Origin of the sequence: Paraburkholderia guartelaensis (assembly GCF_004353905.1) — a bacterium.
GTDB classification, from domain to species: domain Bacteria; phylum Pseudomonadota; class Gammaproteobacteria; order Burkholderiales; family Burkholderiaceae; genus Paraburkholderia; species Paraburkholderia guartelaensis.
Genome location: NZ_SMOD01000002.1, coordinates 240,521 through 265,997, shown reverse-complemented (window position 1 = coordinate 265,997; position 25,477 = coordinate 240,521). Strand labels below are relative to the sequence as shown.

Sequence of the window (25,477 nt, the reverse complement as noted above, 5' to 3'; positions counted from 1 at the left end):
GGGAAAAGCGGGAGCGGACATGCAAGAAGACGGCAGCACGGTGGTGATCGTTGGGGCAGGGCATGCGGGCGGCAACGCCGCGGCGCTGCTGCGGCAATATGGATTTGGCGGCCGCGTCGTACTGGTCGGCGAAGAACCGGTGCCCCCTTATCACCGGCCGCCGCTCAGCAAGGCCTATTTGAAGGGCGAGGCCGACGTCGAGCGCTTATGGCTCAAACCGCGCGCGTTCTACGACGAGCAGCGCATTGAACTCAAGCTCGGCGCGAGCGCGCAAGCGCTCGACCGCGCGAGCCGCACGCTCACGCTCGCCGACGGCAGCCAGCTTCAATACGACAAGCTGATTTTCGCCACCGGCTCGACGCCGCGCGCGTTGACGGTGCCGGGCCACGATCTCGCGGGCGTGATCGCGCTGCGCTCGCTCGCCGACGCCGACGTGCTGCGCGAGCGCGTGAAGCCGGGCGAAAAGCTCGTGGTGATCGGCGCCGGTTATATCGGCCTCGAAGCGGCCGCGGCGGCGCGCCAGCTCGGCCACGAAGTCACCGTGCTCGAAGCCGCGCCGCGCGTGCTGGGCCGCGTGACGGGCGAGACCATTTCCACGTTCTATGCGAACGAGCATCGCGCGCAGGGCGTGGAACTGCGCCTGAACGCGAAGATCGAGGCGCTCGTGGGCGAGGGCGGCAAGCTCACCGGCGTGAAGCTTGCAGACGGCGAGATCGTCCCCGCCACGCTCGCGCTGGTCGGCATCGGCATCCTGCCGAACGAGGCGCTCGCGAAGGCGGCGGGCATCACGTGCGCCAACGGCATTCAGGTGGACGACGACGCGCGCACGAGCGATCCGGACGTCTTTGCGATCGGCGACTGCGCGCACCGGCCGCTTGCTCACTATGGCCGCGCGGGGCGCCTGGAAAGCGTGCACAACGCGGTGGAGCAGGCGAAGCTCGCGGCCTCTGCGATCGTCGGCAAGCCGCGCCCCGCGTGCGACGCACCGTGGTTCTGGTCCGATCAGTACGACCTCAAGCTGCAGACGGTGGGCCTGCTCGAGGGCTATGACGAAGCCATCGTGCGCGGCGACCCGGCAGCGCGGCGCTTCGCGGTGTACTACCTGAAGGACCGCGTGCTGCTCGCGGTCGACGCCGTCAATTCGATGCCCGATTTCCTGTGCGGCAAGAAGCTCGTGGGCAAGGGCGTGAAGCTCGACCTCGATGCGCTGCGCGATCCGGCCACGGACATGGGCAAATTCACCGCGGCGGCGCTTGCCTGAGCGGCGAGTCGAACAATGAAGCCAGGGGGCGGCGACGTCCCCGCTGTTTTCACCGACCGGAAGACGCTGCGCGCCGGATCGACCCTCCGCGCAGCCCTTTCGCCCCATATCTCCCCGCGTCAATCCCGCTCCCGGCGCCCGAGCGCGGCGTCCAGTCCCGTGCTTTGCCCCGCGCTTTGACCCGTATTGTCACGAGTCTCGGCTAGAATGCGAACGCGGCGCCGCCCAAGAGGCGGCTCAATTCGATAAACAAGCCGCGCCAACCGGTGTTCGCGACCGTCCGAACGCCGCCACTCGAGGAGAGTGACGCAATGGAACAACGCTCCCGTTTTGGGGCGAGCCTGCTGCCGTACCTGCTCGTCGGCCCGCAGCTTGCGGTGACCGTGATCTTTTTCCTATGGCCGGCCGGGGTGGCGCTCCTGCAGTCGACCCAGGCCCAGGACGCCTTCGGCACGTCGTCCGTCTTCGTCGGCTTCGCCAATTTCACGCGGCTCCTGCGTGATCCGCTCTATCTGGCCTCGGTCCAGACGACGCTCGTGTTTACGGCGCTCGTCACGTTCGGCGGCCTCGCCATTTCTCTGCTGCTGGCAGCCATGGCGCACCATGTGACGCGCGGCAAGCGCTTTTATCAAACGTTTCTCATCTGGCCGTATGCGGTCGCGCCCGTCATTGCCGCCGTGTTGTGGGGTTTTCTGTTCAACCCGAGCATCGGCCTGGTGACCTTTGCGCTCGCACGTTTCGGCGTGACGTGGAATCATGCGCTCAACCCCGGCCAGGCCATGACGCTCGTTGTGATCGCATCGGTCTGGCAGCAGATCAGCTATAACTTCCTGTTCTTCTACGCGGGCCTGCAGTCGATTCCGCAATCGCTGTTCGAGGCGGCCGCCATCGACGGCGCGGGCCCCGTGCGGCGCTTCTTCGGCATTGCGTTCCCGCTGCTCTCGCCCACGAGCTTCTTTCTGCTCGTGGTGAACGTGGTCTACGCGCTGTTCGACACCTTCCCCGTGATCGATGCGGCAACGGGCGGCGGGCCTGGCCAGGCCACGCGCACGCTCGTCTACAAGATCTTCGACGAAGGCTTTCGGGGCCTCGACATCGGCAGCTCGGGCGCGCAATCGGTCGTGCTGATGGTGATCGTGACCGCGCTCACGATCTTCCAGTTCCGCTTTATCGAACGACGGGTGCAGTACTGATGGTCGAGAACCGCAAATACTTCAACCTGTTCTGCCACGTCATGCTGCTGCTCGGCGTGGCGGTGGTGGCCTTTCCCGTGTACGTGGCATTTTGCGCCGCCACGATGAACGAGAAAGAAGTCTTCTCGGTGCCGCTCTCGCTCGTGCCGAGCACCCATCTGTTCGCGAACATGGCCACGGTGTGGAACGTGGGCACGGGCAGCGCGGCGAGCCCGTTCGGCGTGATGCTCATGAACAGCGTCATCACGGCGCTCGTGATTTCGGTGGGCAAGATCGCCATATCGATCATCTCGGCCTATGCGATCGTGTTTTTCCGCTTTCCATTCCGGCGCCTCGCGTTCTGGCTGATCTTCGTGACGCTCATGCTGCCCGTGGAAGTGCGCATTTTCCCCACGGTGCAGGTCGCGGCCACGCTGCATCTCACGAACACTTACGCGGGCCTCACGCTGCCGCTGATCGCCTCGGCCACGGCCACGTTTCTGTTCCGCCAGTTCTTCCTCACGCTGCCGAACGAGCTGATCGAGGCTGCGCGTATCGACGGCGCGGGGCCGCTGCGTTTCTTCTGGGACGTGGTGCTGCCGCTTTCCAAAACGAACATCGCGTCGCTGTTCGTCATCACGTTCATTTACGGCTGGAACCAGTATCTGTGGCCGATTCTCATGTCGAGCACGGCTTCGATGACGACCGCCGTGGTGGGCATCAAGAGCATGATTTCGAGCGGTGACGCGGCGACGCAATGGCATCTCGTGATGTGCGCGACGATGATCGCCATGCTGCCGCCGCTCGTGGTGGTGCTGGCCATGCAGCGCTGGTTCGTGCGCGGCCTCGTGGACGTGGAGAAATAAGCATGAATGCAATTCGGGGGACGGCATGGCGGCATTGAGCATACGGGGCGTCACGAAGTCGTACGACGGCGCGCAACAGGTGTTGCACGGCATCGACGTGCAGGTGGCGGACGGCGAATTCATGGTGCTCGTCGGCCCGTCGGGCTGCGGTAAGTCCACGCTGCTGCGCATGGTCGCGGGGCTGGAAACGATCACGTCGGGCGAGATCGCCATCGGCGAGACGGTGGTCAATCGCGTGGAGCCCAAGGATCGCGACATCGCCATGGTGTTCCAGAACTACGCGCTCTATCCGCACATGACGGTCGCGCGCAACATGGGCTACAGCCTCAAGCTGCAAGGGCTCGACCGCGCGACGATCGACTCGCGCGTGGCGGCGGCCGCCGAGATTCTCGAACTTGGGAAGCTGCTCGAGCGCAAGCCGCGCGAGCTATCGGGCGGCCAGCGCCAGCGCGTGGCGATGGGCCGCGCGATCGTGCGCGAGCCTTCGGTGTTCCTGTTCGACGAGCCGCTCTCGAACCTCGACGCGAAGCTGCGCGTGCAGATGCGCCTTGAAATCCAGCGTCTGCATGCGCGCCTGCGTACGACGAGCCTGTACGTCACGCACGACCAGATCGAGGCGATGACGCTTGCGCAGCGCGTGATGGTGCTCAACGGCGGGCGCGCGGAACAGATCGGCACGCCGAGCGAAGTGTACGACCGGCCCGCTTCGATGTTCGTGGCGAGCTTCATCGGCTCGCCGGCCATGAACCTGCTGCGCGGGCGCGTGAGCGACGACGGCCGGCGCTTCGAAATCGCGGGCAACGGGCCCCATCTGCCGCTTGGCGATGCGCCGGCCTGGCTGCCGAAGGGCGCGGAATGCGTGCTGGGCGTGCGGCCCGAGCATATGCACGCGCGCGGCGCCAACGAGCCGGTCACGCTCGAAGTCGAGACCTGTGAATTGCTCGGCGCGGACAATCTCGCGCACGGCCGCTGGGGCAGTGCGGACGTGGTGGTGCGCCTGCCGCACGAAACGCGGCCCACGCCCGGCGAACGGCTGGCGGTGCACCTGCCGCCGGCGCGCCTGCATTTCTTCGATCCGGCTACGGGCAAGCGTTTGGGCTAGGCCGCGCCTGCCGGTGCCAATACCGCGGCCTACGCGCGAAAGCGGCACTCGCCGCGGCCTCGATTGTCGTAAACTGTCGCATCGCGCGGGCGCTATGCCGCCTGCGCCATTCGTATCGGCAAATACCGGCGCGTACCGGTATGTACAGGCACCAAACACGAACAGGCGACATGGCCGCAATTCCTTTTCTCCGCTTCCTCGCCCCATCTGCACAACCCGCGCGTAACGCGTGTCAGGCGCGCCGGAGCCTCGCTTGAGCGCGCGCGAACTGCCCACTGGGCTGATGCTCGTTCACGGCAATCAGCCCGAGCGCATGCGCGACCTGATCGTGAGCTGGATCGGCCAGAACCCGGTCGCGCCGCTCGAAAAGGAAATGTTCCTCGTGCAGAGCAACGGCATCGCGCAGTGGCTCAAGCTCGCGTTTGCCGCCGATCCCGAGGAGGGCGGCTGCGGGATTGCGGCGGCGTTCGAAATGTCGCTGCCGTCGCGTTTCCTGTGGCAGGTGTATCGCGCCGAGCTCGGCAACGACGCGGTGCCCGCGGTCTCGCCGTTCGACAAGTCGCGCCTCGTCTGGCGCCTCATGCGCATGCTGCCGGCGCTGCTCGACGAGCCGGGGTACGAGCCGCTCAAGCGCTTCATGGCCAACGACGAAGACCAGCGCAAGTGCTTCCAGCTCGCGCAGCGCGTGGCGGATTTGCTTGACCAGTACCAGGTCTATCGCGCGGACTGGCTCGCTGCGTGGGCCGCGAACGATGACGTGCTGATCGATGCGCGCAACGCGCGCACGCCGTTGCCCGAGGAGGCGCGCTGGCAGGCGGCGCTCTGGCGCGCGCTGCTCGCGGACGTGAGCGCGCAGGCGCAAGACGGCATCGGCTTGCGTGACACGGGGCGCGCCGCCGTGCACGAAGCGTTCATGGCGCGCGCGCAGTCATGGCAGGAGGGCGACGCACGGCCGAAGGGCTTGCCGCGCCGGCTGGTGGTGTTCGGCATTTCGAGCCTTGCACGCCAGTCCGTGGAAGTCCTCGCGGCGCTCGCGCGCTGGTGTCAGGTGCTGATGTGCGTGCACAACCCGTGCATGCACTACTGGGCCGACATCGTCGCCGATCAGGACCTGCTGCGCGCACGCCACGCGCGGCAGCGCCGCCGCGCGGGCGCGCCCGACCGGCTCGACGAGGCGCAGCTGCATCTGCATTCCCAGCCGTTGCTCGCGGCCTGGGGCAAGCAGGGGCGCGACTTCATCGGCCTGCTCGACGAATACGATAGCGACGAAGCGCGCGAGACTTACACGCCGCATTTCACGCGTATTGGCCAGCGTATCGATCTGTTCGATGGCGAAGACGCGCTCACGCTGCTCTCGCAGTTGCAAGACGACATTCGCGATCTGCGTCCGCTTGGCGAGACGCGCGAGCACTGGGAACCTGTCGATGTACAGGAGGACGAATCGATTCGCTTTCACGTTGCGCACAGCGCGCAGCGCGAAGTGGAGATCCTGCACGACCGCCTGCTCGCCGCGTTTGCGGCGGACCCCACGCTGCGTCCGCGCGACGTAATCGTGATGGTGCCCGACATCGAAGTCTACGCGCCGCATATCCAGGCCGTGTTCGGCCTGCTCGACGGCAACGACCCGCGCAGCATTCCGTTCAGCGTGGCCGACCGCGCGCAGCGCGCGTTCGATCCGCTCATCGGCGCGCTGGAAATGCTGCTTTCGCTGCCGTACTCGCGCGTGACGGTGAGCGACGTGCTCGACCTGCTCGAAGTGCCGGCCGTGCGCGCGCGCTTTGGCATCGACGCCGAAGACGTGCCCACATTGCGCAACTGGATCGACGGCGCGAATATCCGCTGGGGCTTGCATGCGGGCCAGCGTGCGAGCCTCGGGCTCCCCCAGGCCGACGAACTCAGCGCACCCAATAGCTGGGCGTTCGGTCTGCGGCGCATGCTGCTGGGCTACGCCGCGGGCGAGCGTGCGGGTGCCTGGCGCGGCATCGAGCCGTACAGCGAAATCGGCGGACTCGACGCCGCGTTGCTGGGCCCGCTCACGCGCCTCGTGGATGCGCTCGACCACGCGTGGCGCACGCTGCGCGAGCCGGCCACAGTGGAAGTGTGGTGCGAGCGTCTGCGCGCGTTGAAGGCGGCCTTTTTCGCGGCGCAGGACGAAGACGCCTACACGCTCGACCGCCTCGACGGCGCGCTCGAAACGTGGCGCGAGGCCTGCGATGAAGCCGCGCTCACGCAGACCTTGCCGCTCGCCATCGTCGCGGAGAACTGGCTCGCAGCGCTCGAAGGCGGCGGCCTCTCGCAGCGCTTTTTCGCGGGTGCGGTGACCTTCGCCACGCTCATGCCGATGCGGGCGATTCCGTTCCGGCGCGTGTGCCTGCTCGGCATGAACGACGGCGACTATCCGCGCAGCCGCACGCCGCTCGACTTCGACCTCATGCGCCGCGACTATCGCCCCGGCGACCGCTCGCGCCGCGAAGACGACCGCTATCTGTTCCTCGAAGCGCTGCTCTCGGCGCGCGACCATCTGCACGTTTCGTGGATCGGGCGCAGCGTGACCGACAACACGCCGCGTCCGCCTTCGGTGCTGGTCGGACAGTTGCGCGATCATCTGAAGGCCGGCTGGCGGCTCGAAGGCGACGAAGACAACGATGGCGATGCGCTGCTCGATGCGTTGACCATCGAGCATCGCCTGCAGCCGTTCAGCCCGGACTATTTTCCGCCGCGCCCGGAAGAGGCGACGCTCTACACGTATGCGCACGAGTGGGGCAAGCCAGCAAAGGTGCGGCCTGCGGCTGGAGCGAACGCCGAAGTCCTCGCGCCGACTGAACGCGACGAGCCGCTGTCGATTCGCGAGCTTGGCGACTTCCTGCGCGAGCCCGTTCGCAGCTTCTTCCGCCAGCGTCTGCGCGTGGCCTTCGAAAGCGAAGATTCGGCGAGCGAAAATCACGAGCCCTTCGAAGTCGATGCGTTGCAGGCGTGGCAACTCCAGGGCGAACTGATCCACGCGCAGGTCCTCGCGATGGAGCGCGGCGAAGACGATCTCGAACCGGCCGCGCTCGCGCGCCTCGAGCGCATGCATCGCAGCGGCGATCTCGCGACGGGCGGCTTTGGCGAGGTGATCGGCGAAGAACTGCTCGCGCCCATGCCCGAGCTGTTCGCCGAATATCGCAAGGCGCTCGCGCGCTGGCCCGAGCCGCTCGAGCATCAATATGAAATTCGTCTCGATGCGACGCCGGAAGGCCGCATCGTTTCGCTCGACGACTGGCTCGACGATTTACGTGCGGGCCCGGACGGCGCACTTGGCCGTGTGATTCTGGAGCCGGGCACGCTCGTGAAGGACCACCGCTATCGCAGCGACCGTCTCGTGCCCTATTGGGTTGCGCACGTGGCTGCACAGATCGCGGCCGGGCCGGTGACCACGGTGATCGTGAGCAAGGTGGGCGTGGTGGAGTTCGCGCCGCTCGACGCACAGGTTGCGCGTGACTATCTGCTCGCGTTGCTTGCTGCATGGGACGACGGTGCGCGCCGGCCCTTGCCGCTCGCGGTGAAGACCGCGTTTGCGTGGCTGCGCAAATTGCCCGATCCATTCGACGGCACGCGTGCGATGGTGCCAGCCGAAGCGTGGGAAGCCGCGCGCGCGGCCTATGAGGGCAATGACCGCACGCCCGGCGAGCGCGAGACGAATGCGTATTTGCGCCGCGCGTTCCCCGATTTCGACGCGCTCATTGCCCACGACGATTTCATTACGCTCGCCATGACGCTGCTGCTGCCGGTAAGCCGCGCGCCGCTCGCGTCGTCGCGCGCGAAGCGTGCCTCGAGCGAGGCAGGAGAGACCGCATGAATCCGCTCGGGAACATCGATGCACAAGTGCTGGACCCGCTGCGTTTTCCGCTATACGGCAGCCGCCTGATAGAAGCGAGCGCGGGCACGGGCAAGACCTTCACGATCGCCATGCTGTACGTGCGGCTCGTGCTGGGGCACGGCGCGCTCAACGCAGCAAGCGACGAAGCGGATTTCGATGACGAGGCGCGCACGGCGGGCCGTGCGCTCACGCCACCCGAAATTCTCGTCGTGACGTTTACCGACGCGGCGACGAAGGAACTGCGCGAGCGCATTCGCGCGCGCCTCATCGAAGCCGCCGAATGCTTCCGCGTCGAGCCGGAAGACGTGTCCGAGCGCGAGCCGGGAGAGGACCTGTTGCACGATCTGCGCGAGGATTACTCGCCGGAGCAGTGGCCTGCGTGCGCGCGCCGCCTGCAACTTGCGGCCGAATGGATGGACGAGGCCGCGGTCTCGACGATCCACGGCTGGTGCAACCGCATGCTGAGCGAACATGCATTCGACAGCGACAGCCTCTTTTCGCAGACGCTCGAAACCGACCAGACGGAATTGCGTGACGAAGTCGTGCGCGACTACTGGCGCACCTTCATGGCGCCCCTCGATGCGGCGAGCGCTGCCGAAGTGAGGGCATGGTTCAGGAATCCAGACGAACTGCACAGTGCAATACGCGGGCTGCTCGCGCACGCCGATCTCTTGCCCGATGCATGCGACCCCGACGCGGCGCTCGCAGAAGCCCGCAAGCGCGCACGCGACGAACTCGAAGCGCTGAAGGCGCCATGGCGCGTCTGGATCGACGAGGTCGAGGCGTTGCTCAACGCGGCGCGCGCAGCAAAGCAGTTCGACGCCAGAAAGCTCAATTCGAAGCACAGCGAAACATGGATCGGCAAGCTGCGTGACTGGGCCAACGATCCCGAGTCCGCGCATCCGGGCTTCGACGTCAAGGCGGCTGTCTGGACGCGCCTCACGCCTGCGGGCCTTGCCGAAATCTGGGTGAAGGGCGAGCCGCCCGAGCATGCGGCCTTCGTCGCGATGGAAAGCTTGCGCGAGTCGCTCGCTGCGCCGCCCGAGGCGAAACAGGACCTGCTGTGCCACGCGGCGCGCTGGGTGGCGAAGCGCTTCGAGGAAGAAGAGGCGCGCCGTTCGCAAATGGGCTTCGACGATCTGCTCACGCGGCTGCGCGCCGCGCTGCAGCGCGAGAACGGCCCGCGTCTCGCGGAAATCATCCGCAAGCAGTATCCGGTCGCGCTGATCGACGAGTTTCAGGACACCGATCCGGTTCAGTACCAGATCTTCGACGCGGTCTATCGTATCGCCGAACACGACACCGGGACGGCAATCGTGTTGATCGGCGATCCGAAGCAGGCAATCTACGCGTTTCGCGGCGCGGACATCTACACCTACCTGCGCGCGCGCCGTGCCTGCGAAGGGCGGCTGTACACGCTCAAGAAGAACTTCCGCTCCACGCGCGCGATGGTCGAGGCGGTGAACCGCTGCTTCGAGGCGGCGGAATCGCGGCCCGAGGGCAGCGGGGCGTTTTTGTTTCGCAGCCCTGATGGACGCGAAAACGCGCTGCCGTTCGTGGCTGCCGATGCGCATGGACGCCCCGAGAAGCTGGTTGCGGCCGGTGCGGCGCTGCCCGCGCTCAACATCTGGTGGATGCCGCCTTCCACAGATGGCAAGCCGCTCAGCAAGGGCGCGTATCTCGCTGGCATGGCCGGCAGCTGCGCGACCGAGATGGTGCGTCTGCTCAATCTCGGCCAGGAGCAGGCAGCAGGTTTTTCGGGCGAACGCGGCATGCGGCCGTTGCAGCCCGCCGACATGGCGGTGCTCGTCAACAACCGCAGCGAGGCGCAGGCGATACGCGAAGCGCTGGCCGCGCGTGGCGTGCGCAGCGTCTATCTCTCGGATCGCGACTCGGTGTACCAGACGCCGCAGGCCGAAGAACTGCGCTTCTGGCTCGCGGCCTGTGCCGAGCCTGACGACGGGCGCCTCGTGCGCACGGCGCTCGCTACGCCCACGCTCGGGCTCGAATGGGCCGAACTCGACCGGCTCGGGCACGACGAAATCGCGTGGGAGTCACGCGTGCTGCAGTTCCGCGAGTACCGCGAGTGCTGGCGCAGGAAGGGCGTGCTGCCCATGTTGCGCCGCTTGTTCAACGACTTTCACGTGCCGCAGCGCTTGCTTGGCGAGGCCGCAGGCGCGGGGCTCAATGGCGAGCGCGCGCTCACCAACCTGCTGCATCTCGCCGAACTGCTGCAACAGGCGAGCACGCAGCTCGATGGCGAGCATGCGCTGATCCGCTATCTCGACGAGCAGCGCGAAGACGAAAGCGCGGGCGGCGGGGGCGATGCACGCCAGTTGCGCCTGGAAAGCGATGCGGGACTCGTACAGGTGGTCACGATCCATAAGTCGAAGGGCCTGGAATATCCGCTCGTGTTTTTGCCGTTCGCGTGCGCGCACCGCGCCGTCAAGCCCGACGACGTGCCGTTCAAGTGGCACGACGACGAAGGCGAATTGCGCGTCACCCTCGAGGCCGACGCGCGCGTGCTACGCCAGGCGGATCGCGAGCGCCTCGGCGAAGATCTGCGCAAGCTTTACGTCGCACTGACGCGCGCGCGTTACGCAACGTGGGTCGGCTATGGACCGGTGCAGGGCGTCGAGGCGAGCGCGTTTGGTTATCTGCTGGCCGGCGGCGCGGCCGTGCCCGCTGAGGAAGCCGAAGCGTTTCTCGACGCGTTGCGCGGACCCTGCGCCGATATCGCCGTGGCGCCCGCCCCCAAAGTGCATCGCGACGTGCTCGCGCTGCGCGACACCGGCGCCGTGCGCGGCGAGGCGCGCACGCTCGCGCATCGCGAGCGCGAACGCTGGTGGATCGCGAGCTATTCGAGCCTGAAGACGCTCGAAACGCAGATCGGTTCGGGGGTTCCCGTCGAAGCGGACGATGCGCGCGGCGCGCCCGACACGCGCAGCGAGGACGTGTTCCTCGAACTGCTCGACGCGAGCGTGCCGCCTGAAGACGATGAGGCATTCGCAAGCGCAGACCAGGCGCTCATTGCGCCCGCGCTTGCGCCGATGCACGGGTTCGAGCGCGGCGCCGACGCGGGCACCTTTCTGCACGAGTTGATGGAATGGGCCGCCAACGAAGGCTTCGCCGAAATCGCGCAGGACGAAGCGCGCGTGCGCGACATGGTCGCGCGCCGCTGTAGCGTGCGCGGCTGGTCGCAGTGGATCGAGACGCTCACGGCGTGGATGCTGGAACTCGTGCGCACGCCGCTGCGTCTGCCGGACATCGAAGGCGAAAGCGTGGCACCTGTGGCGTTCGCGGCGTTCGAACCCGGCGCGTATATGGCCGAACTGGAGTTCTGGGTCACGGCGCATGCCGTCGATACGCTCGCAATCGATGCGCTCGTCACCGAATTCACGCTGGACGGCGAGGCGCGCCCCGCGCTCGACGCCGCCACGCTCAACGGCATGCTCAAGGGCTTCATGGATCTCGTGTTCGAACACGAAGGCCGCTATTACGTGGCTGACTACAAGTCGAACTGGCTCGGCCCCGACGATGCGTCCTACACGCCTGCAAAAATGCGCGCGCAGATCCTGCATTCGCGTTACGAACTGCAATACGTGCTGTATCTGTTCGCGCTGCACCGGCTGCTCAAGTCGCGCCTGCCCGATTACGACTATGACCGCCATGTGGGCGGCGCTGTGTATCTGTTCCTGCGCGGCGGCCGCGCGCCGGGGCAGGGGCTGCATTGCGAGCGGCCGCCACGCGAGCTGATCGAACGACTCGACGCGCTGTTCGCGCGTCGCAACGCGCTGGAGGATGTGGCATGACGAGGCGCCGCACGAAAGGGCAGGACGGCCTCACCGGCGATCTGTTCGAGAATCTGGACATGCTGGACGCAGCACCTGAACCGAGGGCGGGCGGCGCGCGCGAAACGGCCGTGCAGATGCTCGGCGTGCTCGACAATTGGGTCGAGCGCGGCTGGCTCCGTACGCTCGATGCCGCCTTCGCGCGCTTTTTGTGGACGGAAACGCCGCACAGTCCGCCGTTGTTGCTGCTGGCCGCTGCGCTTGCGAGCCATCAGCTTGGGCGCGGTCATGTGTGTCTTGACCTGAAGGCCACGCTGGAAGATCCGGCGTTCGCGCTTTCCCTGCCACCCGACGGGCCGCAAATGCTGGCCGCCGTGCCGGCGCAGCCGCCTGCCGAAGTGCTCGCGGGCGTGACACTCGCGCAGTGGCGCGCGGCGCTCACGGTGCCCGATCTCGTGAGCGAAGAGACGGCGATTGCCGACACTGCACAAGGCAATGCGCCGCTCGTGCTAACGGGCACGCGGCTCTACTTGCGGCGCTACTGGCAATACGAGCAGGACGTGCGCGAAGGCATCGAGCGCCGGCTCACACGCGCTGCACAGCTCGAAGCCGCGTTGCCGCTCGACATCGCACGCGCGGCGCTCGACGCGCTGTTTGCGCCACGCAACGGCGAAGCACATGCCGGTCAAACTGCGCGCGCCGCCGACTGGCAGAAGCTCGCCTGCGCGCTCGCCGCGCGCAGCGCGTTCAGCATCGTCACGGGCGGACCGGGTACGGGCAAGACGACCACGGTCGTGAGATTGTTGGCACTCCTGCAGACACTCGCACTCGGCCGTGCAGGGCAGGGAGCGCGTGCCGCGCGGCCCTTGCGCATCCGGCTTGCCGCGCCCACCGGCAAGGCCGCGGCGCGTTTGAACGAATCGATTGCAGGCGCGGTGGAGCGGCTACCGTTCGATGCGCTGCAGGCGCATGTCGACGCCGTCGCGCTGCGCAATGCGATTCCGACCGTCGTGACCACGCTGCATCGCGTGCTCGGCACGCGGCCCGGCAGCCGGCGCTTCAGGCACGACGCCGCGAATCCGCTGCCCGTGGACGTGCTCGTGATCGACGAGGCCTCGATGGTCGACCTCGAGATGATGGCCGCTGTCCTCGACGCGTTGCCACCTTCCGCCCGGCTCATCCTGCTCGGCGACAAGGACCAGCTCGCTTCGGTCGAGGCTGGCGCGGTGCTGGGCGAACTGTGCGATCGCGCGCGTGAAGGGCACTACACGCAGGCGTCGCGGACGTGGCTCGAAGCCGCCACTGGCGAGCGCATCGACGCGGCCATGCTCGACGCGCACGGCCTGCCGCTCGACCAGGCCATCGCGATGCTGCGCGAGAGCCATCGTTTCGCATCTGAGAGCGGCATTGGCGCGCTGGCCGAACTCGTCAACCTGGGCGATGCGGTGGGTGTCGCGAAGATCTGGTCGCGCGGTTACGAGGACCTCGCGCGCCTCGTGTGTCCCGCAGACGATGACGGCCCGCTGCGCTCGCTGATCGTCGATGGCCGCGTAGGCGAACAACGCGCCGCGCACGCGCAGCGCCAGGGCTACCGCCACTACCTGGAAACGATGCGAACGACCCGGCCCGAACCCGGTGCGACGCCCGAGGCGCTTTCCGACTGGGCGGCTGGCGTACTTAAGGCGCACGGCGCGTTTCAGCTGCTGTGCGCGCTGCGGCGCGGTTCGTGGGGCGTCGAAGGCCTGAATCGCCGCGTCGCGCGCCTGCTGCACGAAGAAGGGCTCATCGACCCGCACGGCGACTGGTACGCGGGCCGGCCCGTGCTCGTCATGCACAACGACTACGAGCTTGGGCTCATGAACGGCGATATCGGCATCGCGCTGGAACTGCCCGTTGCGGCGGGGGAGCCGCCCGTGTTGCGCGTGGCGTTCCCGACCGGCGACGGCTCGGGCGGCGTGAAGTGGGTGTCGCCGAGCCGATTGCAGGGCGTGGAGACGGTGTTCGCGCTCACCGTCCACAAATCGCAGGGCTCGGAGTTCACCCACGCCGCGCTCGTGCTGCCCGATACGTACAGCCCCATTCTTACGCGCGAACTCGTCTACACCGGCATTACGCGTGCGCGCTCGTTTCTCACGCTCGCGGTGCCCGAGGGGCGCTCGGTGCTCGATCGCGCAGTGCTCGCCAAAGTGCAGCGCGCAAGCGGCCTCATGGCGGGACTCGCGCGCGACGCTCAGGCTGCGTGAACCTGAGTGAACCTGCGTGAGCGGCGGTCAAAAAAGCCGAGGGCCGCTCATGGCGGCCCTCGACTCATGCTGATGCGGCTCGCGGTTTAGACGATCGTGAGCGTCACGTCGATGTTGCCGCGCGTGGCGTTCGAGTACGGGCAGACGATATGTGCCTTGTCGACGAGTGCCTGAGCGGCCGCGCGATCCATGCCGGGCAGCGAAATCTTCAGTTCGACTTCAATGCCGAAGCCATTCGGAATCTGGCCGATGCCGACATTGCCGGTGATCGAGACGTCGGCGGGCAGGGAAATCTTGTCGCGCGCCGAGACGAACTTCATCGCGCCGATGAAGCATGCGCTGTAGCCCGCGGCGAAAAGCTGCTCGGGGTTCGTGCCGTCGCCGCCCGCGCCGCCGAGTTCGCGCGGCGTGGTGAGCTTGAGGTCCAGGTTGCTGGCGGGAATGACGGCGCGGCCATCGCGACCGCCGGTGACGTTGGCTTCGGCGCGGTAGAGGACTTTTTCGATCGACATGACAGGCTCCTTTGAGCAAAGACGGTTCGTTGAAGGTACGGCGGAGTACGGCATTCAATTTAGTGGTGCAACGCGACAGCCATGTGCACCAGGGTCCAGCAGAAGAGCAGCGCTTGCGAATTTCCGATCGTCAGGTTCTGCATTCTATCTATTACCAGATAGATTTCCGATCGTCGAAACACGTTCATGATGCTCCTCTTTCTAGCTATCTATCAGAAGATAGAAATCACGGGCCAATAAAAGAGGCGGCTAGCCGCCCCGAATACGCGCAAGAATACTTGCTAAGCCGCGCACCACATGGCTTCGACATCTTCGAGGCGCGACTTCGTATGGAACAACCGGCTCGCCAGGACGCTGCCCTGCAAAGCCGCGAACAACGTGCGGGCCGAGCTTTCCGGCTTGCCGCGCACGACCAGCGTGCCTTCTTTCGCACCTTGCGCCAGCACCTCGGCCAGCCAGCTTTCATTGGCGCGGAAAAACGCTTGCACAGCGTGGCGCACGGTTTCAGGCAGCGACTCGATGTCGGCGGCCAGCATGCCGCACAGGCAGATCTGGTTGCCGTCGCCGAGCGTTTTGCCGAAGAGCCGCGTGTACGTCGCGAGCTTTTCGCGCGCCGGCAGCGCCGCGTCGATCGACTGCAAGCCCGCCATGACTTCGCCGCTGTACTGGCTCACCGCTTCGAGCACCAGGTCGTCTTTCGACGGGAAGTAATAGTGGATGCTCGACGTTTTCACGCCCACCAGCTCTGACAGGTCGCGGTAGCTGAACCCGTTGTAGCCGCGCAGCATCATGAGGGTGATGGCGTGGTCGAGAACCTGCTCCCGTACTGTCAGCTTCGTATCCATGGACTCTAATTTATCTACTGGAAGATAGATTGTCAAGCGCCTCACCCAATATTTTCAGATGTACCGGGCGCGACCGCCTGGCCGCGTCCGGCGGGGCGACGTCAGATCCCGCGATGCCCTGCGCTGAAAATGAGGCGCAGGCCCAGCGCCCCGATCGCACCGGCCGCAACGCGGTCGATCCAGCTCTTGGCGCGCAGATAGAGATCGCGCGGACGCTGGCTCGAAAAGCACAGCGCGACGACCGTGTACCAGCCGGTTTCGATCGCGAAGACGAGCGGCGGCAGCGCGAAGTAGCACCACAGCGGCGGGTTATGCGGCAGCAGCGCGACGAAGATGCCGCCGTAAGCAATGGCCGTTTTCGGGTTGCTCAGCTGGGTGGTGAGGCCGCTCCAGTACGACTTGCCGGGGCGCTCGCCGGGTGCGGCCGTCCTGCTCACCGTGATAGGCGAGCCCGCGCCGCGCCAGATGCGCGAAGCGATGTAGAGCAGATAGGCGCCGCCTGCGATCTTGAGCGCGGCGTACAGCCAGGCAACGGTGGCGAGCACGGTGTAGAGCCCGGCGAGTGCGATGCCCGCGAAGCAGATCGCACCCGTGCCCATGCCGAGCGCGGTGGCGACGCCGTCGCGGCGCGAGAGACCGATCGAGTTGCGTGCGACGAGCACGAAGCTCGGGCCGGGGCTCATGGCCCCGATCAGGACAGCGAGGAGAATGCTGGCAACGGCGGCGAGGGGAGACATGCTGGCGGCTCCATGCGGGAGGGAACCTCGAACACTAACATGCGCGCAGATGCGCCGCGAGGATTCCCCACCTGCGTCGCGGGATCGTGCCGGCCGCCTGAATAGTGCTTAGTTATCTTGAGCGATTGTGCTTGTCGCGCTCGCGATTCCAGTGGCGCAGCAGCACGCGCGTCTGTTCCGCGATGCTCTCTTTCAGAAAATCGGCCTTCGCTCTGTCGATGTCGTCCCAGCCGAGCATCGAGAGCGTGGAGCGTCGTGCGATGAAGAAAAGCAGAAATTGCCCATACAGGCTGAACATGCGCACCACGGTGAGCGGATCGTGGGCCGGCATGCCGGTAATGCGTTCGAGCAGTTCCACGTTGATGGTGTTCAGCGGCGAGCGCACGCGCTCACGCAGGATTTCCGAACCGATCTCCGGTTCGCCGCCGCCCTGTTCGCGCGCGAAGAATAGACGCTGGTCCGGCCCGTGCTGCTTGACGAAGGAACGGTCGGCCACGGCCGACTGGATGTCGAGGAAGGCGTCGATCAGCGTTTCAGTGTCCGCGTTGCGCGCGAGCGCTTCGCGCGCGCGCTGCACGGCCGGCTCGAACGATTGCCACGATTCGTCGGCAATCGACTCCGCGCAAGCGCGGTAGAGGCCTTCCTTGTTCTCGAAGTAATACTGCAGCGCCGGCGCGTTCACGCCCGCGCGCGCGGCGATGTCGCGCGTGGAGGCGCCGTCGAAGCCGTGCTGCCCGAACAGGCTGATGGCCGCCTCGATGATCTTGCGACGTGTCTCGTCGCCACGCGCATAGCCTCCTTCGGGCGAACGTCGCAGTTTCTTACCTTCGCTCATGCATTTCCTTTCGTATCCCTGCGAAATATAACACTTGACACAGTTTTTCCAGGTGGAATAATTTTGCCGACTGGAATAAATTGAGAAACAAGAACATGTCTACGACTGCAGGCACGCCCGGACGCGACGTGCCGGACGCCGCCGCTGCACCTGCGCGCAGCGGCGCGAAACGAACCATTCTGATCCTGCTGGGACTGGCGGCGCTCGTCGCGGCAGCGGTGTGGCTGGGCCACTGGTGGGTCGTCGGGCGCTTCATCGAATCCACTGACGACGCCTATCTGCAGGCCGACAGCGTGACGATCGCCCCGAAGGTGAGCGGCTATGTGACGGACGTCTACGTGGCGGACAACCAGGCCGTCAAGGCGGGCGATCCGCTCGTGAAGCTCGACTCGCGCCAGTACCAGGTGGCGCTCGACCAGGCGCAGGCCACCGTCGATGCACGCACGGCGGACATCGAGCATGCGCAGGCGCAGATCGAGCAGCAGAAGGCGAACGTCGCTCAGGCACAGGCGCAGCAGGAAGTCGCCCAGGTCAGTCTGCGCCACGCGAACGACGAAGTGGCGCGCTACGCGCCGCTCGCCGCCACGGGTGCGGAAACGACCGAACGGCTTGCCGAACTCAAGAGCGAACGCGACAAGGCGCAGGCCACGCTCGCCGCCGACGCAGCCGCGGTCACGTCCGCGCGCTCGCAAATCTCGGCGCTGAACGCGCAGCTCTCGCAGGCGCGCGCGCAGCTCGAGGCGGCGCGTGCGAACGCCGCGCAGTCGCAGCTCGACCTCGACAACACCGTGGTGAAAAGCGCGCTGGCGGGCCGGGTGGGCGACCGCTCCGTGCGCGTGGGCCAGTACGTGCAGCCGGGCACGCGCATGCTGACCGTCGTGCCGGTGCAGCGCACCTACCTCACGGCGAACTTCAAGGAAACGCAGATCGGCCGTATGCGCGCGGGCCAGCCCGTGGAGCTGCACGTCGACGCGCTGCCCGGCCACACGCTGCACGGCGTGGTGGACAGCTTCTCGCCGGGTACGGGCGCGCAGTTCGCGCTCTTGCCGCCCGAGAACGCCACCGGCAACTTCACGAAGATCGTGCAGCGCGTGCCGGTGCGCATCCGCCTCGAAACCGGGCCTGAAACGCGCAGCGTACTGCTGCCGGGCATGTCGGTGACGGTCGATGTCGACACGCGCTCCGCGCGTGAGGACGACCGCCGTATCGACCAAGAGAACCACCGTGGCTAATACGGCTCGCGCAGCGGTGCCGCATCCGCACGGCGAGCGCGCGAGCGCGGCCGACTGGATCGCCGTCGCGGCCGGTGCGCTGGGCGCATTGATGGCCACGCTCGACATTTCCATCACGAACTCGGCGCTGCCGCAGATCCAGGGCCAAATTGGCGCAACGGGCACCGAGGGCACGTGGATCTCCACGGGCTATCTGATGTCCGAGATCGTGATGATTCCGCTCGCCGCGTGGCTCACGCGGGTGTTCGGACTGCGAAATTTCCTGCTCGCGAACTCCGCGCTCTTCATCGCCTTTTCGATGATGTGCGGCTGGTCGAATACGCTCGGCATGATGATCGCCGGGCGCATTGGCCAGGGCTTCACGGGCGGAGCGATGATCCCGACCGGCCAGACCATCATCCGCACGCGCCTGCCGCTTTCGCAGCTGCCCGTGGGCATGACGGTGTTCGGCCTGATCGTGCTGCTCGGCCCGCTGCTCGGGCCCGTGGTGGGCGGCTGGCTCGCGGAGAACATCAGCTGGAGCTGGTGCTTCTTCATCAATTTGCCAGTGTGTCTCGCGCTCATCACGCTGCTTCTCGTCGGGCTCGAACCCGACCGGCCGCACTGGGAAGCCTTTCTCAAGGCGGACTGGCTCGGCATTGTCGGGCTGGCAGTGGGCCTGAGTTCGCTGACCGTCGTGCTCGAAGAGGGCCAGCGCGAACGCTGGTTCGAGTCGAGCCTCATCGTCACGCTCACGTGGGTCTCGCTCGCGGGCATGGCGCTCATCGCGCTTTCGCAGTTCACCGCGAAAAAGCCGATTCTGCGTCTGTCGCTCATGCGCAATCCGCGCTATGCGAGCGTCATCATCATCGTGTTCGCGGTGGGCGCTGGGCTTTACGGCATTTCGTACCTGCTGCCGCAGTTTCTAAGCCTCGTTGCCGGCTACAACGCGCAGCAGTCCGGCGCGATCATGCTGCTTTCCGGGGTGCCCGCGTTCCTCGTGATGCCGATTCTGCCGCGCCTGCTGGGCAAGGTGGATTTTCGCATCCTGGTGGTGTCCGGGCTGCTGCTCTTCACGCTGAGCTGCATGCTCGACATTTCGCTCACCGCGCAGAGCGTCGGTCACGATTTCGTCTGGTCGCAGCTCGTTCGCGGCGTGGCGCAAATGCTCGCGATGATGCCGCTGAACCAGGCGTCGATGGCGGCGGTGTCGCGCGAAGATTCCGGCGACGCGGCCGGGCTCTACAACATGGCGCGCAATCTGGGCGGCTCGGTGGGGCTTGCGATCATCGGCACGCTCATCGACCGGCGCGAGGCGTTCCATACGGCCGTGCTGCGCGAATCGCTCAGCGCCAATTCGATCATCGGCCAGGAGCGTGTGGCCGGGAGCGCGGCCAGCTGGTTCACGCAGACGGGCGACATGGCGCACTCGCAAATGCAGGCGCTCGGCCAGATCGCGGCGCAAATCGCGCAGCAATCGATGGTCATCACGTACTCCGAAACATTCTGGGTGCTCGGCATCGCACTGGCAGCGTGCGTGCCGCTCGCGCTCCTGCTCAAGAAGCCGCAGCCTGGCGCACAAGCGCCGTCTGGCGGCCACTGAAGATTATCACTGACTCATGACGGCAATCCGTTACTCCCGATTTCCCTATGCCGCGCTGAGCGCGTTCGCCGCTGCCTGCGCGCTGGCCGCCTGCACCGTGGGCCCCGACTATCGCGGCGCACCGGCCGTTGCGCCGGAAGCGGCGAACGCCGCGTCGTTCCTGCGTACGCCCGCGCAAGGCGTGACGCCTGCGCGTGCGCCGAGCCAATGGTGGCTCGCGCTGAACGACCCGCAACTGAACACGCTGATCGAAGCGGCGCTCGCCCACAATCCCGATGTGCGTGCGGCGCAGGCGCGTTTGCGCGCCTCGCGTGCGCAACTGCAGCAGCAACGCGCCGCCGAGCTGCCGAAGGTCGGCGCGAGCGCGGCGGCGATCCGTATGAGCGAGCCAAACCTGAGCGCTTTGACGTCGTCGAGCAGCAGCTCGAGTCAGGGCAGCTCTTCCGGCGGCGGTCCAATCACGTTCTACACGGCGGGCTTCGATGCCTCGTGGGAAATCGACCTGTTCGGCGGCACGCGCCGCGCCGTGGAAGCGGCGAGCGACGAGGCCGATGCCGTGGACGCCGATCTTGCGGACACCCAGGTATCGCTCGCCGCCGAAGTCGCACAGGCCTACATCGACCTGCGCGACGAGCAGCAGCGGCTCGCCATCGCGCAGCGCACGGCGCAACTGCAGCAGGAGATGCTCACGCTCACCGAGCAGCGCCGCGCGGGCGGCACGGCGGCCGAGGTGGACGTGGAGCGGCTCACCACGCAGGTGGAAAACACGCGCTCCACGATTACGCCGCTCGCGGCGCAAGTGGAAATATCGCTCGATCAACTGGCGGTGCTCACCGGCAAGGCGCCTGGCGCGCTGGATGCGGAACTGGCAACGGCACAACCGCTGCCCACGATGCCCGCAAGCGTGCCCGTGAGCGATCCCACCACGATGCTCGCGCAGCGTCCCGATATACGCGCGGCGGAGCGCCGCCTCGCTTCGAGCAACGCGCAGATCGGCGAGCACGTGGCCGACTTCCTGCCCAAGCTCACGCTGTTCGGCGACCTCGGCTTTACAGCCGCGGAGCCGGGGCACTTGTTCCGCAAGAACAATTTCAGCTGGGTGGGGGCGCCGTATCTGCAGTGGAACGTGTTCGACTTCGGGCGCACGCTGGGCGCGGTGCGCGGCGCGGAAGCTTCGCGCGACGAAGCCGAAGCCCACTACGAAAAGGCCGTGCTCGCGGCGCTGCAGGACGCGAACGCGTCGCTCTCGCGCTATGGCTATCAGCGCGAGCATCTGGTGACCTTGCAGAAGGTGCAGGTTTCAGCCGAGCGTTCCGCGACGCTCATGCGCCAGCGCTACCGCGCGGGGGCATCGAGCCTCGTCGATCTGCTCGACACGCAGCGCACGGAATTCGCCGCGCAGCAGAATGTGGTGTCGGGTCAGGCCGATTTGCTGAAGGACTTCGTGTCGCTGCAAAAGAGCCTGGGTCTCGGCTGGCAGACGACCGCGACGGCAACGGCAGCAACAGCCGCCACGCCGGGTTAAGTGGGTTCGGCAGGCGCATGCTCGTGCGCGGCCGGCTCGCGATAGCCGAGCCGCGCCGAGATCGCCGCGCCCGCGCGCTTGAGCAGGGCGACGTAGTGCGCTTTCGTGTCGGCGCCACAGCGCATGGTCGGAAACGAGATCGAGAGGCCGGCGATCACATGCCCGAAACGGTCGAACACCGGCACGGCCAGGCACTGCAGTCCATCTTCCTGCTCTTCGTTGTCTTCGCCGTAGCCTTGCTCGCGCACGTGCGGAAGAATGCTCAGGACCGCGTCGGCGGAAGTGAGCGTTTTTTGCGTCGACTTCCTGAATTCCACATGCGAAAGCGTTTCCTGTGCGTCGGCGGCCGGCATGAACGCGAGCAGCACCTTGCCGATCGCGGTGCTGTGCAGCGGATTGCGCCGCCCGATGCGCGACTGCATGCGCAGGCCGTAATCGCAGTCGATCTTGTGGATGTAGATGATCGCGTCCTCGTCGAACGCGCCGAGATGAACCGCTTCACGCGTGGCTTGCGCAATGCGCCGCATCTCGATGTCGGCCTCGCGCACGAGGTCGACGCTTTCGAGCGCCTTCGCGCCGAGTTCGAATAGCCGGATCGTCAGACGATAACGGTCGGTTTCGACTTCCTGCGCGACGTAGCCTAGGGCCTTCAGCGTTTGCAGTACGCGGTGCACGGTGGTTTTGGAAAGCGCGAGGCGCTGCGAAAGCTCGCTGATGCCGATCGGCCCGTTCTCGCCCAGCGCGCCGAGGATCGCAAACACGCGGCCGATCGACGAGACCGATTCGCCTTTCTCCGTGCCGCCGTCCGTTTCGTTCATTGCGTGCTCCTGTGCGCTGCGCTGCCCCTTAGCCGAATTTGCCGTTTTTTCCGCGTTTGCTGCCATTGTTGCTGGTCCATGTGAATCTCTGACGGGAGCATACCGCGTCCCGTGCGCGCCGCGTGTGCTAGCGCGCAAGCCAGCCGCCGTCCACCGCGAGCGTGTGGCCATGGACGTAATCCGCTGCCGCTGAGGCGAGAAACACCACGGGGCCTGCGAGATCATCAGGTTCGCCCCAGCGCGCCGCGGGAATGCGGTTGAGGATCTCGCCGTTGCGCTGGGCGTCGTCGCGCAATGCGGCCGTGTTGGCAGTCGCCATATAACCGGGCGCGATCGCATTGACGTTGATGCCGTGAGCGGCCCATTCGTTGGCGAGCAGACGGGTGAGGCCCAGCACGCCGCTTTTCGAGGCTGTGTAGGAGGCCACGCGGATGCCGCCCTGGAACGACAGCATCGACGCGATATTGATGATCTTGCCGCCGCCGCCCTGCGCGACGAACTGGCGCGCGGCCGCCTGAGCGAGAAAGAACACGCTCTTGAGATTGACGTCCATGACGGCGTCCCAGTCCTCCTCGCCGAAGGCGAGGGCGTCTTCCCGGCGGATCACGCCGGCATTGTTCACGAGGATGTCGATCCGTCCACAAGCTTCGACGGCCGCACGCACGATGTCCTCCACGGGCGCGATCGATGCGAGATCGGCACGCACGTCGATGAAGCGGCGCCCGAGGGCCTCGACACGCGCGGGCGTGTCGCCGGGCTCGCCCCTGCAAACGCCGACGATGTCGCAACCCGCCTGCGCGAGCGCGAGCGCCATGCCCGCGCCGAGGCCCGTGTTGCTGCCGGTGACGATGGCGATCTTGCCGCTGAGATCGAACGGATTGAACGTGCTGGATGCCATGAGTGCGCGGCCCTCGTGTCGTAGGTCTATGCCGGTGTGGGGATCAGCGCAGATCGCGCACGGCGAGATGGTCCATGTCGCCGAACACCTGGTTCTCCCCGACCATGCCCCAGATGAACGTATAGGCGCGCGTGCCGACGCCCGAGTGGATCGACCAGCTCGGCGAGATCACGGCCTGTTCGTTGTGCACGAGAATGTGCCGCGTTTCGTGCGGCTCGCCCATCATGTGGAAGACGGCTGCGTCGTCGGCGACGTTGAAATAGAAGTACACCTCCATGCGCCGTTCGTGCGTGTGGCACGGCATGGTGTTCCAGAGGCTGCCGGGTTCGAGTTTGGTCATGCCCATCGAAAGCTGGCAGGTGGGCAGCACCTCCGGCACGATGAACTTGTAGATCGTGCGCCGGTTGCTCGTGGCGGCTTCGCCGAGCGTTTGCGGAGATGCTTCGGATAACGAAATGGTGCGCGTGGGATATGCCGCGTGCGCGGGCGCGCAGTTGAGGTAGAACTTCGCGGGCCGCGCCGGATCGTCGCTGCCGAATGCGACGGCCTGCGTGCCCTTGCCGATATAGATTGCTTCCTCGTTGCGTACCGCGTGACGTGCGCCGTCCACGTCTACCCAGCCGTCGCCGCCGATATTGATCGCACCCAGTTCGCGCCGCTCCAGCAGATAGCTCACGCCGATCGACTTGCCGAGCGCGGCGCTCACCTCGACCGCGCGCGTGGCGGGCATCGCGCCGCCCACGATGATGCGGTCCACGTGGCTGTAGGTGAGCGTCAGCGCATCGGGCTCGAACACGCGTTCGATGAGGAACTCGCGGCGCAGTCCCGTCGTGTCGAGCGTCTTCGCGTATTCGCTGTTGAGGCTTTGTCTGACTTCCATGCCATGTCTCCGTCGGATGGGCGGTGCCCCGTCTCGTGGACTATAGAGCAGATTCACATTTTCGGAACGTCGGTCCGGAAATGTTGCGACGCCATAGCGTGTTTGGCAAGCAGGCTGCCCAAATAGTGAATCATTAGCGGGTAAACGTTGATGACTTTCGGCGCAAAAATCGGAACAGCGTTCCTTTCACGCTGCTATCCTGTTTCCGGAAAGGGAGCACCGCGAGAAAAAAGCCGGACGCGCCAACGTGCCGATCCGGCAACCGGATGCAAAGTCCACGGAGGAGGCATGAAGCTGAAGAAGGCCATAGACCGCATACCAGGCGGCCTGATGCTGGTGCCGCTGCTGCTCGGCGCCTGTGTTCATACGTTCGCGCCGGGCGCGGGCAAGTACTTTGGTTCGTTCACCAATGGATTGATCACCGGCACCGTCCCCATTCTCGCGGTGTGGTTCTTCTGCATGGGCGCGACCATCGACCTGCGCGCGACCGGCACGGTGCTGCGCAAATCCGGCACGCTGCTCGTCACGAAGATGATCGTGGCCTGGGTCGCCACGCTGGTCGCCGCGCACTTCATCCCCGTTGACGGCGTGAAAACCGGGCTCTTCGCCGGGCTCTCGGTGCTTGCCATCACGACCTCGATGGACATGACCAACGGCGGTCTCTACGCGGCCGTGATGCAGCAATACGGCACGAAGGAAGAGGCGGGCGCGTTCGTGCTGATGTCGGTCGAGTCGGGGCCGCTCGTCAGCATGATCATTCTCGGCGCGACCGGCGTGGCCTTTTTCGAGCCGCGGCTTTTCGTGGGCGCCGTGCTGCCGTTTCTGATCGGGTTTGCTTTGGGCAATCTCGATAGCGACCTGCGCGAACTGTTCGGCCGCTGCGTGCATCCGCTCATCCCGTTCTTTGGCTTTGCGCTCGGCAACGGCATCGATCTCAATGTGATCGTCACGAGCGGCATTCCGGGCGTGGTGCTGGGGCTTGGCGTGATCGTCGTGACCGGCATTCCGCTGATTCTTGCCGATCGCCTGATTGCGGGCGGCAACGGTGCGGCGGGGCTCGCGGCTTCGTCCACGGCGGGCGCGGCGGTGGCGAATCCGGCCATCATCGGCGAGATGATTCCGCGTTTCAAGCCGCTCGTGCCGGCGGCAACGGCGATGGTCGCCACGGCCTGCCTCGTGACCGCGATCCTCGTGCCGATGCTCACGGCGCTATGGGTGCGCCGCCGCAGCGCGCGCGAGGCGCTGCTCCAGGAACTCATGGAACCGCCCGTGCCGCCCGTGGCCGGGCGCGACGCGCACGTTTGATTCACCGGCGAGGT

At 66.3% G+C, this 25,477-nt stretch carries 18 protein-coding genes; 11 read left to right on the top strand and 7 right to left on the bottom strand.

All coding sequences use genetic code 11. The features are described from left to right. Nucleotides 1–19: 19 nt before the first annotated feature. The 7 genes from E1N52_RS03405 (at nucleotide 20) to recD (ending at nucleotide 14,294) form a co-directional block, all read left to right on the top strand. On the top strand, nucleotides 20–1,261 hold the full coding sequence (locus E1N52_RS03405) for an NAD(P)/FAD-dependent oxidoreductase (RefSeq protein ID WP_133180181.1): 1,242 nt from the start codon (nucleotides 20–22) through the stop codon (nucleotides 1,259–1,261). 311 nt (nucleotides 1,262–1,572) lie between these two features. After that, nucleotides 1,573–2,454: a sn-glycerol-3-phosphate ABC transporter permease UgpA gene (gene ugpA, locus E1N52_RS03400; RefSeq protein WP_133180179.1), complete on the top strand. Its 882-nt coding sequence runs from the start codon at nucleotides 1,573–1,575 to the stop codon at nucleotides 2,452–2,454. Beyond that, on the top strand, nucleotides 2,454–3,299 hold the full coding sequence (ugpE, locus tag E1N52_RS03395) for a sn-glycerol-3-phosphate ABC transporter permease UgpE (RefSeq protein WP_133180177.1): 846 nt from the start codon (nucleotides 2,454–2,456) through the stop codon (nucleotides 3,297–3,299). The genes ugpA and ugpE overlap by 1 nt, the downstream gene beginning before the upstream one ends. A gap of 25 nt (nucleotides 3,300–3,324) precedes the next feature. Beyond that, complete coding sequence (locus E1N52_RS03390) at nucleotides 3,325–4,401, top strand: sn-glycerol-3-phosphate import ATP-binding protein UgpC (protein WP_133180175.1); 1,077 nt, start codon at nucleotides 3,325–3,327, stop codon at nucleotides 4,399–4,401. Between the two features lie 253 nt (nucleotides 4,402–4,654). Beyond that, complete coding sequence (gene recC / locus E1N52_RS03385) at nucleotides 4,655–8,239, top strand: exodeoxyribonuclease V subunit gamma (RefSeq protein WP_246088938.1); 3,585 nt, start codon at nucleotides 4,655–4,657, stop codon at nucleotides 8,237–8,239. Further along, the gene (gene recB, locus E1N52_RS03380; protein ID WP_133180173.1) at nucleotides 8,236–12,072 is read left to right on the top strand and encodes an exodeoxyribonuclease V subunit beta; all 3,837 of its coding nucleotides are present in this window, start codon (nucleotides 8,236–8,238) and stop codon (nucleotides 12,070–12,072) included. Before recC ends, recB begins: the two co-directional genes overlap by 4 nt. Next, nucleotides 12,069–14,294, top strand: coding sequence for an exodeoxyribonuclease V subunit alpha (recD, locus tag E1N52_RS03375; protein WP_133180171.1), 2,226 nt, complete (start codon nucleotides 12,069–12,071; stop codon nucleotides 14,292–14,294). Before recB ends, recD begins: the two co-directional genes overlap by 4 nt. Before the next feature lie 86 nt (nucleotides 14,295–14,380). Here the strand turns inward: recD and E1N52_RS03370 are convergent, their stop codons facing one another. From E1N52_RS03370 to E1N52_RS03355, 4 genes are all read right to left on the bottom strand, one after another. After that, nucleotides 14,381–14,806, bottom strand: a complete 426-nt coding sequence (locus tag E1N52_RS03370; protein WP_133180170.1) for an organic hydroperoxide resistance protein — start codon at nucleotides 14,804–14,806, stop codon at nucleotides 14,381–14,383. A gap of 281 nt (nucleotides 14,807–15,087) precedes the next feature. Continuing rightward, nucleotides 15,088–15,651: a TetR/AcrR family transcriptional regulator gene (locus E1N52_RS03365; protein WP_133180168.1), complete on the bottom strand. Its 564-nt coding sequence runs from the start codon at nucleotides 15,649–15,651 to the stop codon at nucleotides 15,088–15,090. A 101-nt stretch (nucleotides 15,652–15,752) separates the two neighbouring features. Continuing rightward, a complete protein-coding gene (locus E1N52_RS03360) occupies nucleotides 15,753–16,388 on the bottom strand; it encodes a LysE family translocator (protein WP_133180166.1) in 636 nt (211 codons plus the stop codon). A 112-nt stretch (nucleotides 16,389–16,500) separates the two neighbouring features. Further along, nucleotides 16,501–17,223 (bottom strand): CerR family C-terminal domain-containing protein, encoded by a 723-nt coding sequence (locus tag E1N52_RS03355; RefSeq protein ID WP_133180164.1) that lies wholly within the window; start codon nucleotides 17,221–17,223, stop codon nucleotides 16,501–16,503. 95 nt (nucleotides 17,224–17,318) lie between these two features. Between E1N52_RS03355 and E1N52_RS03350 the strand changes: the two genes are divergently transcribed. The 3 genes from E1N52_RS03350 to E1N52_RS03340 are packed head-to-tail and all read left to right on the top strand — an operon-like array spanning nucleotide 17,319 to nucleotide 21,562. Next, complete coding sequence (locus E1N52_RS03350) at nucleotides 17,319–18,455, top strand: HlyD family secretion protein (protein ID WP_133180162.1); 1,137 nt, start codon at nucleotides 17,319–17,321, stop codon at nucleotides 18,453–18,455. Beyond that, nucleotides 18,391–20,037 carry an MDR family MFS transporter gene (locus E1N52_RS03345; RefSeq protein WP_133180160.1) on the top strand — a complete coding sequence of 549 codons (1,647 nt, stop codon included), beginning with the start codon at nucleotides 18,391–18,393 and terminating at the stop codon, nucleotides 20,035–20,037. Before E1N52_RS03350 ends, E1N52_RS03345 begins: the two co-directional genes overlap by 65 nt. A gap of 16 nt (nucleotides 20,038–20,053) precedes the next feature. Continuing rightward, complete coding sequence (locus E1N52_RS03340; RefSeq protein WP_133180158.1) at nucleotides 20,054–21,562, top strand: efflux transporter outer membrane subunit; 1,509 nt, start codon at nucleotides 20,054–20,056, stop codon at nucleotides 21,560–21,562. Here E1N52_RS03340 and kdgR read toward each other — a convergent pair. From kdgR to kduI, 3 genes are all read right to left on the bottom strand, one after another. Continuing rightward, the gene (gene kdgR, locus E1N52_RS03335; protein WP_246088937.1) at nucleotides 21,559–22,380 is read right to left on the bottom strand and encodes a DNA-binding transcriptional regulator KdgR; all 822 of its coding nucleotides are present in this window, start codon (nucleotides 22,378–22,380) and stop codon (nucleotides 21,559–21,561) included. The genes E1N52_RS03340 and kdgR overlap by 4 nt on opposite strands. A gap of 127 nt (nucleotides 22,381–22,507) precedes the next feature. Beyond that, nucleotides 22,508–23,278, bottom strand: coding sequence for a 2-dehydro-3-deoxy-D-gluconate 5-dehydrogenase KduD (gene kduD / locus E1N52_RS03330; RefSeq protein ID WP_133180154.1), 771 nt, complete (start codon nucleotides 23,276–23,278; stop codon nucleotides 22,508–22,510). Between the two features lie 43 nt (nucleotides 23,279–23,321). Then, a complete protein-coding gene (gene kduI / locus E1N52_RS03325; RefSeq protein WP_133180152.1) occupies nucleotides 23,322–24,158 on the bottom strand; it encodes a 5-dehydro-4-deoxy-D-glucuronate isomerase in 837 nt (278 codons plus the stop codon). Nucleotides 24,159–24,446: 288 nt separating this feature from the next. Here kduI and kdgT point away from each other — a divergent pair, with 288 nt between their 5' ends. Continuing rightward, complete coding sequence (kdgT, locus tag E1N52_RS03320) at nucleotides 24,447–25,463, top strand: 2-keto-3-deoxygluconate transporter (protein WP_133180150.1); 1,017 nt, start codon at nucleotides 24,447–24,449, stop codon at nucleotides 25,461–25,463. Nucleotides 25,464–25,477: the final 14 nt, after the last annotated feature.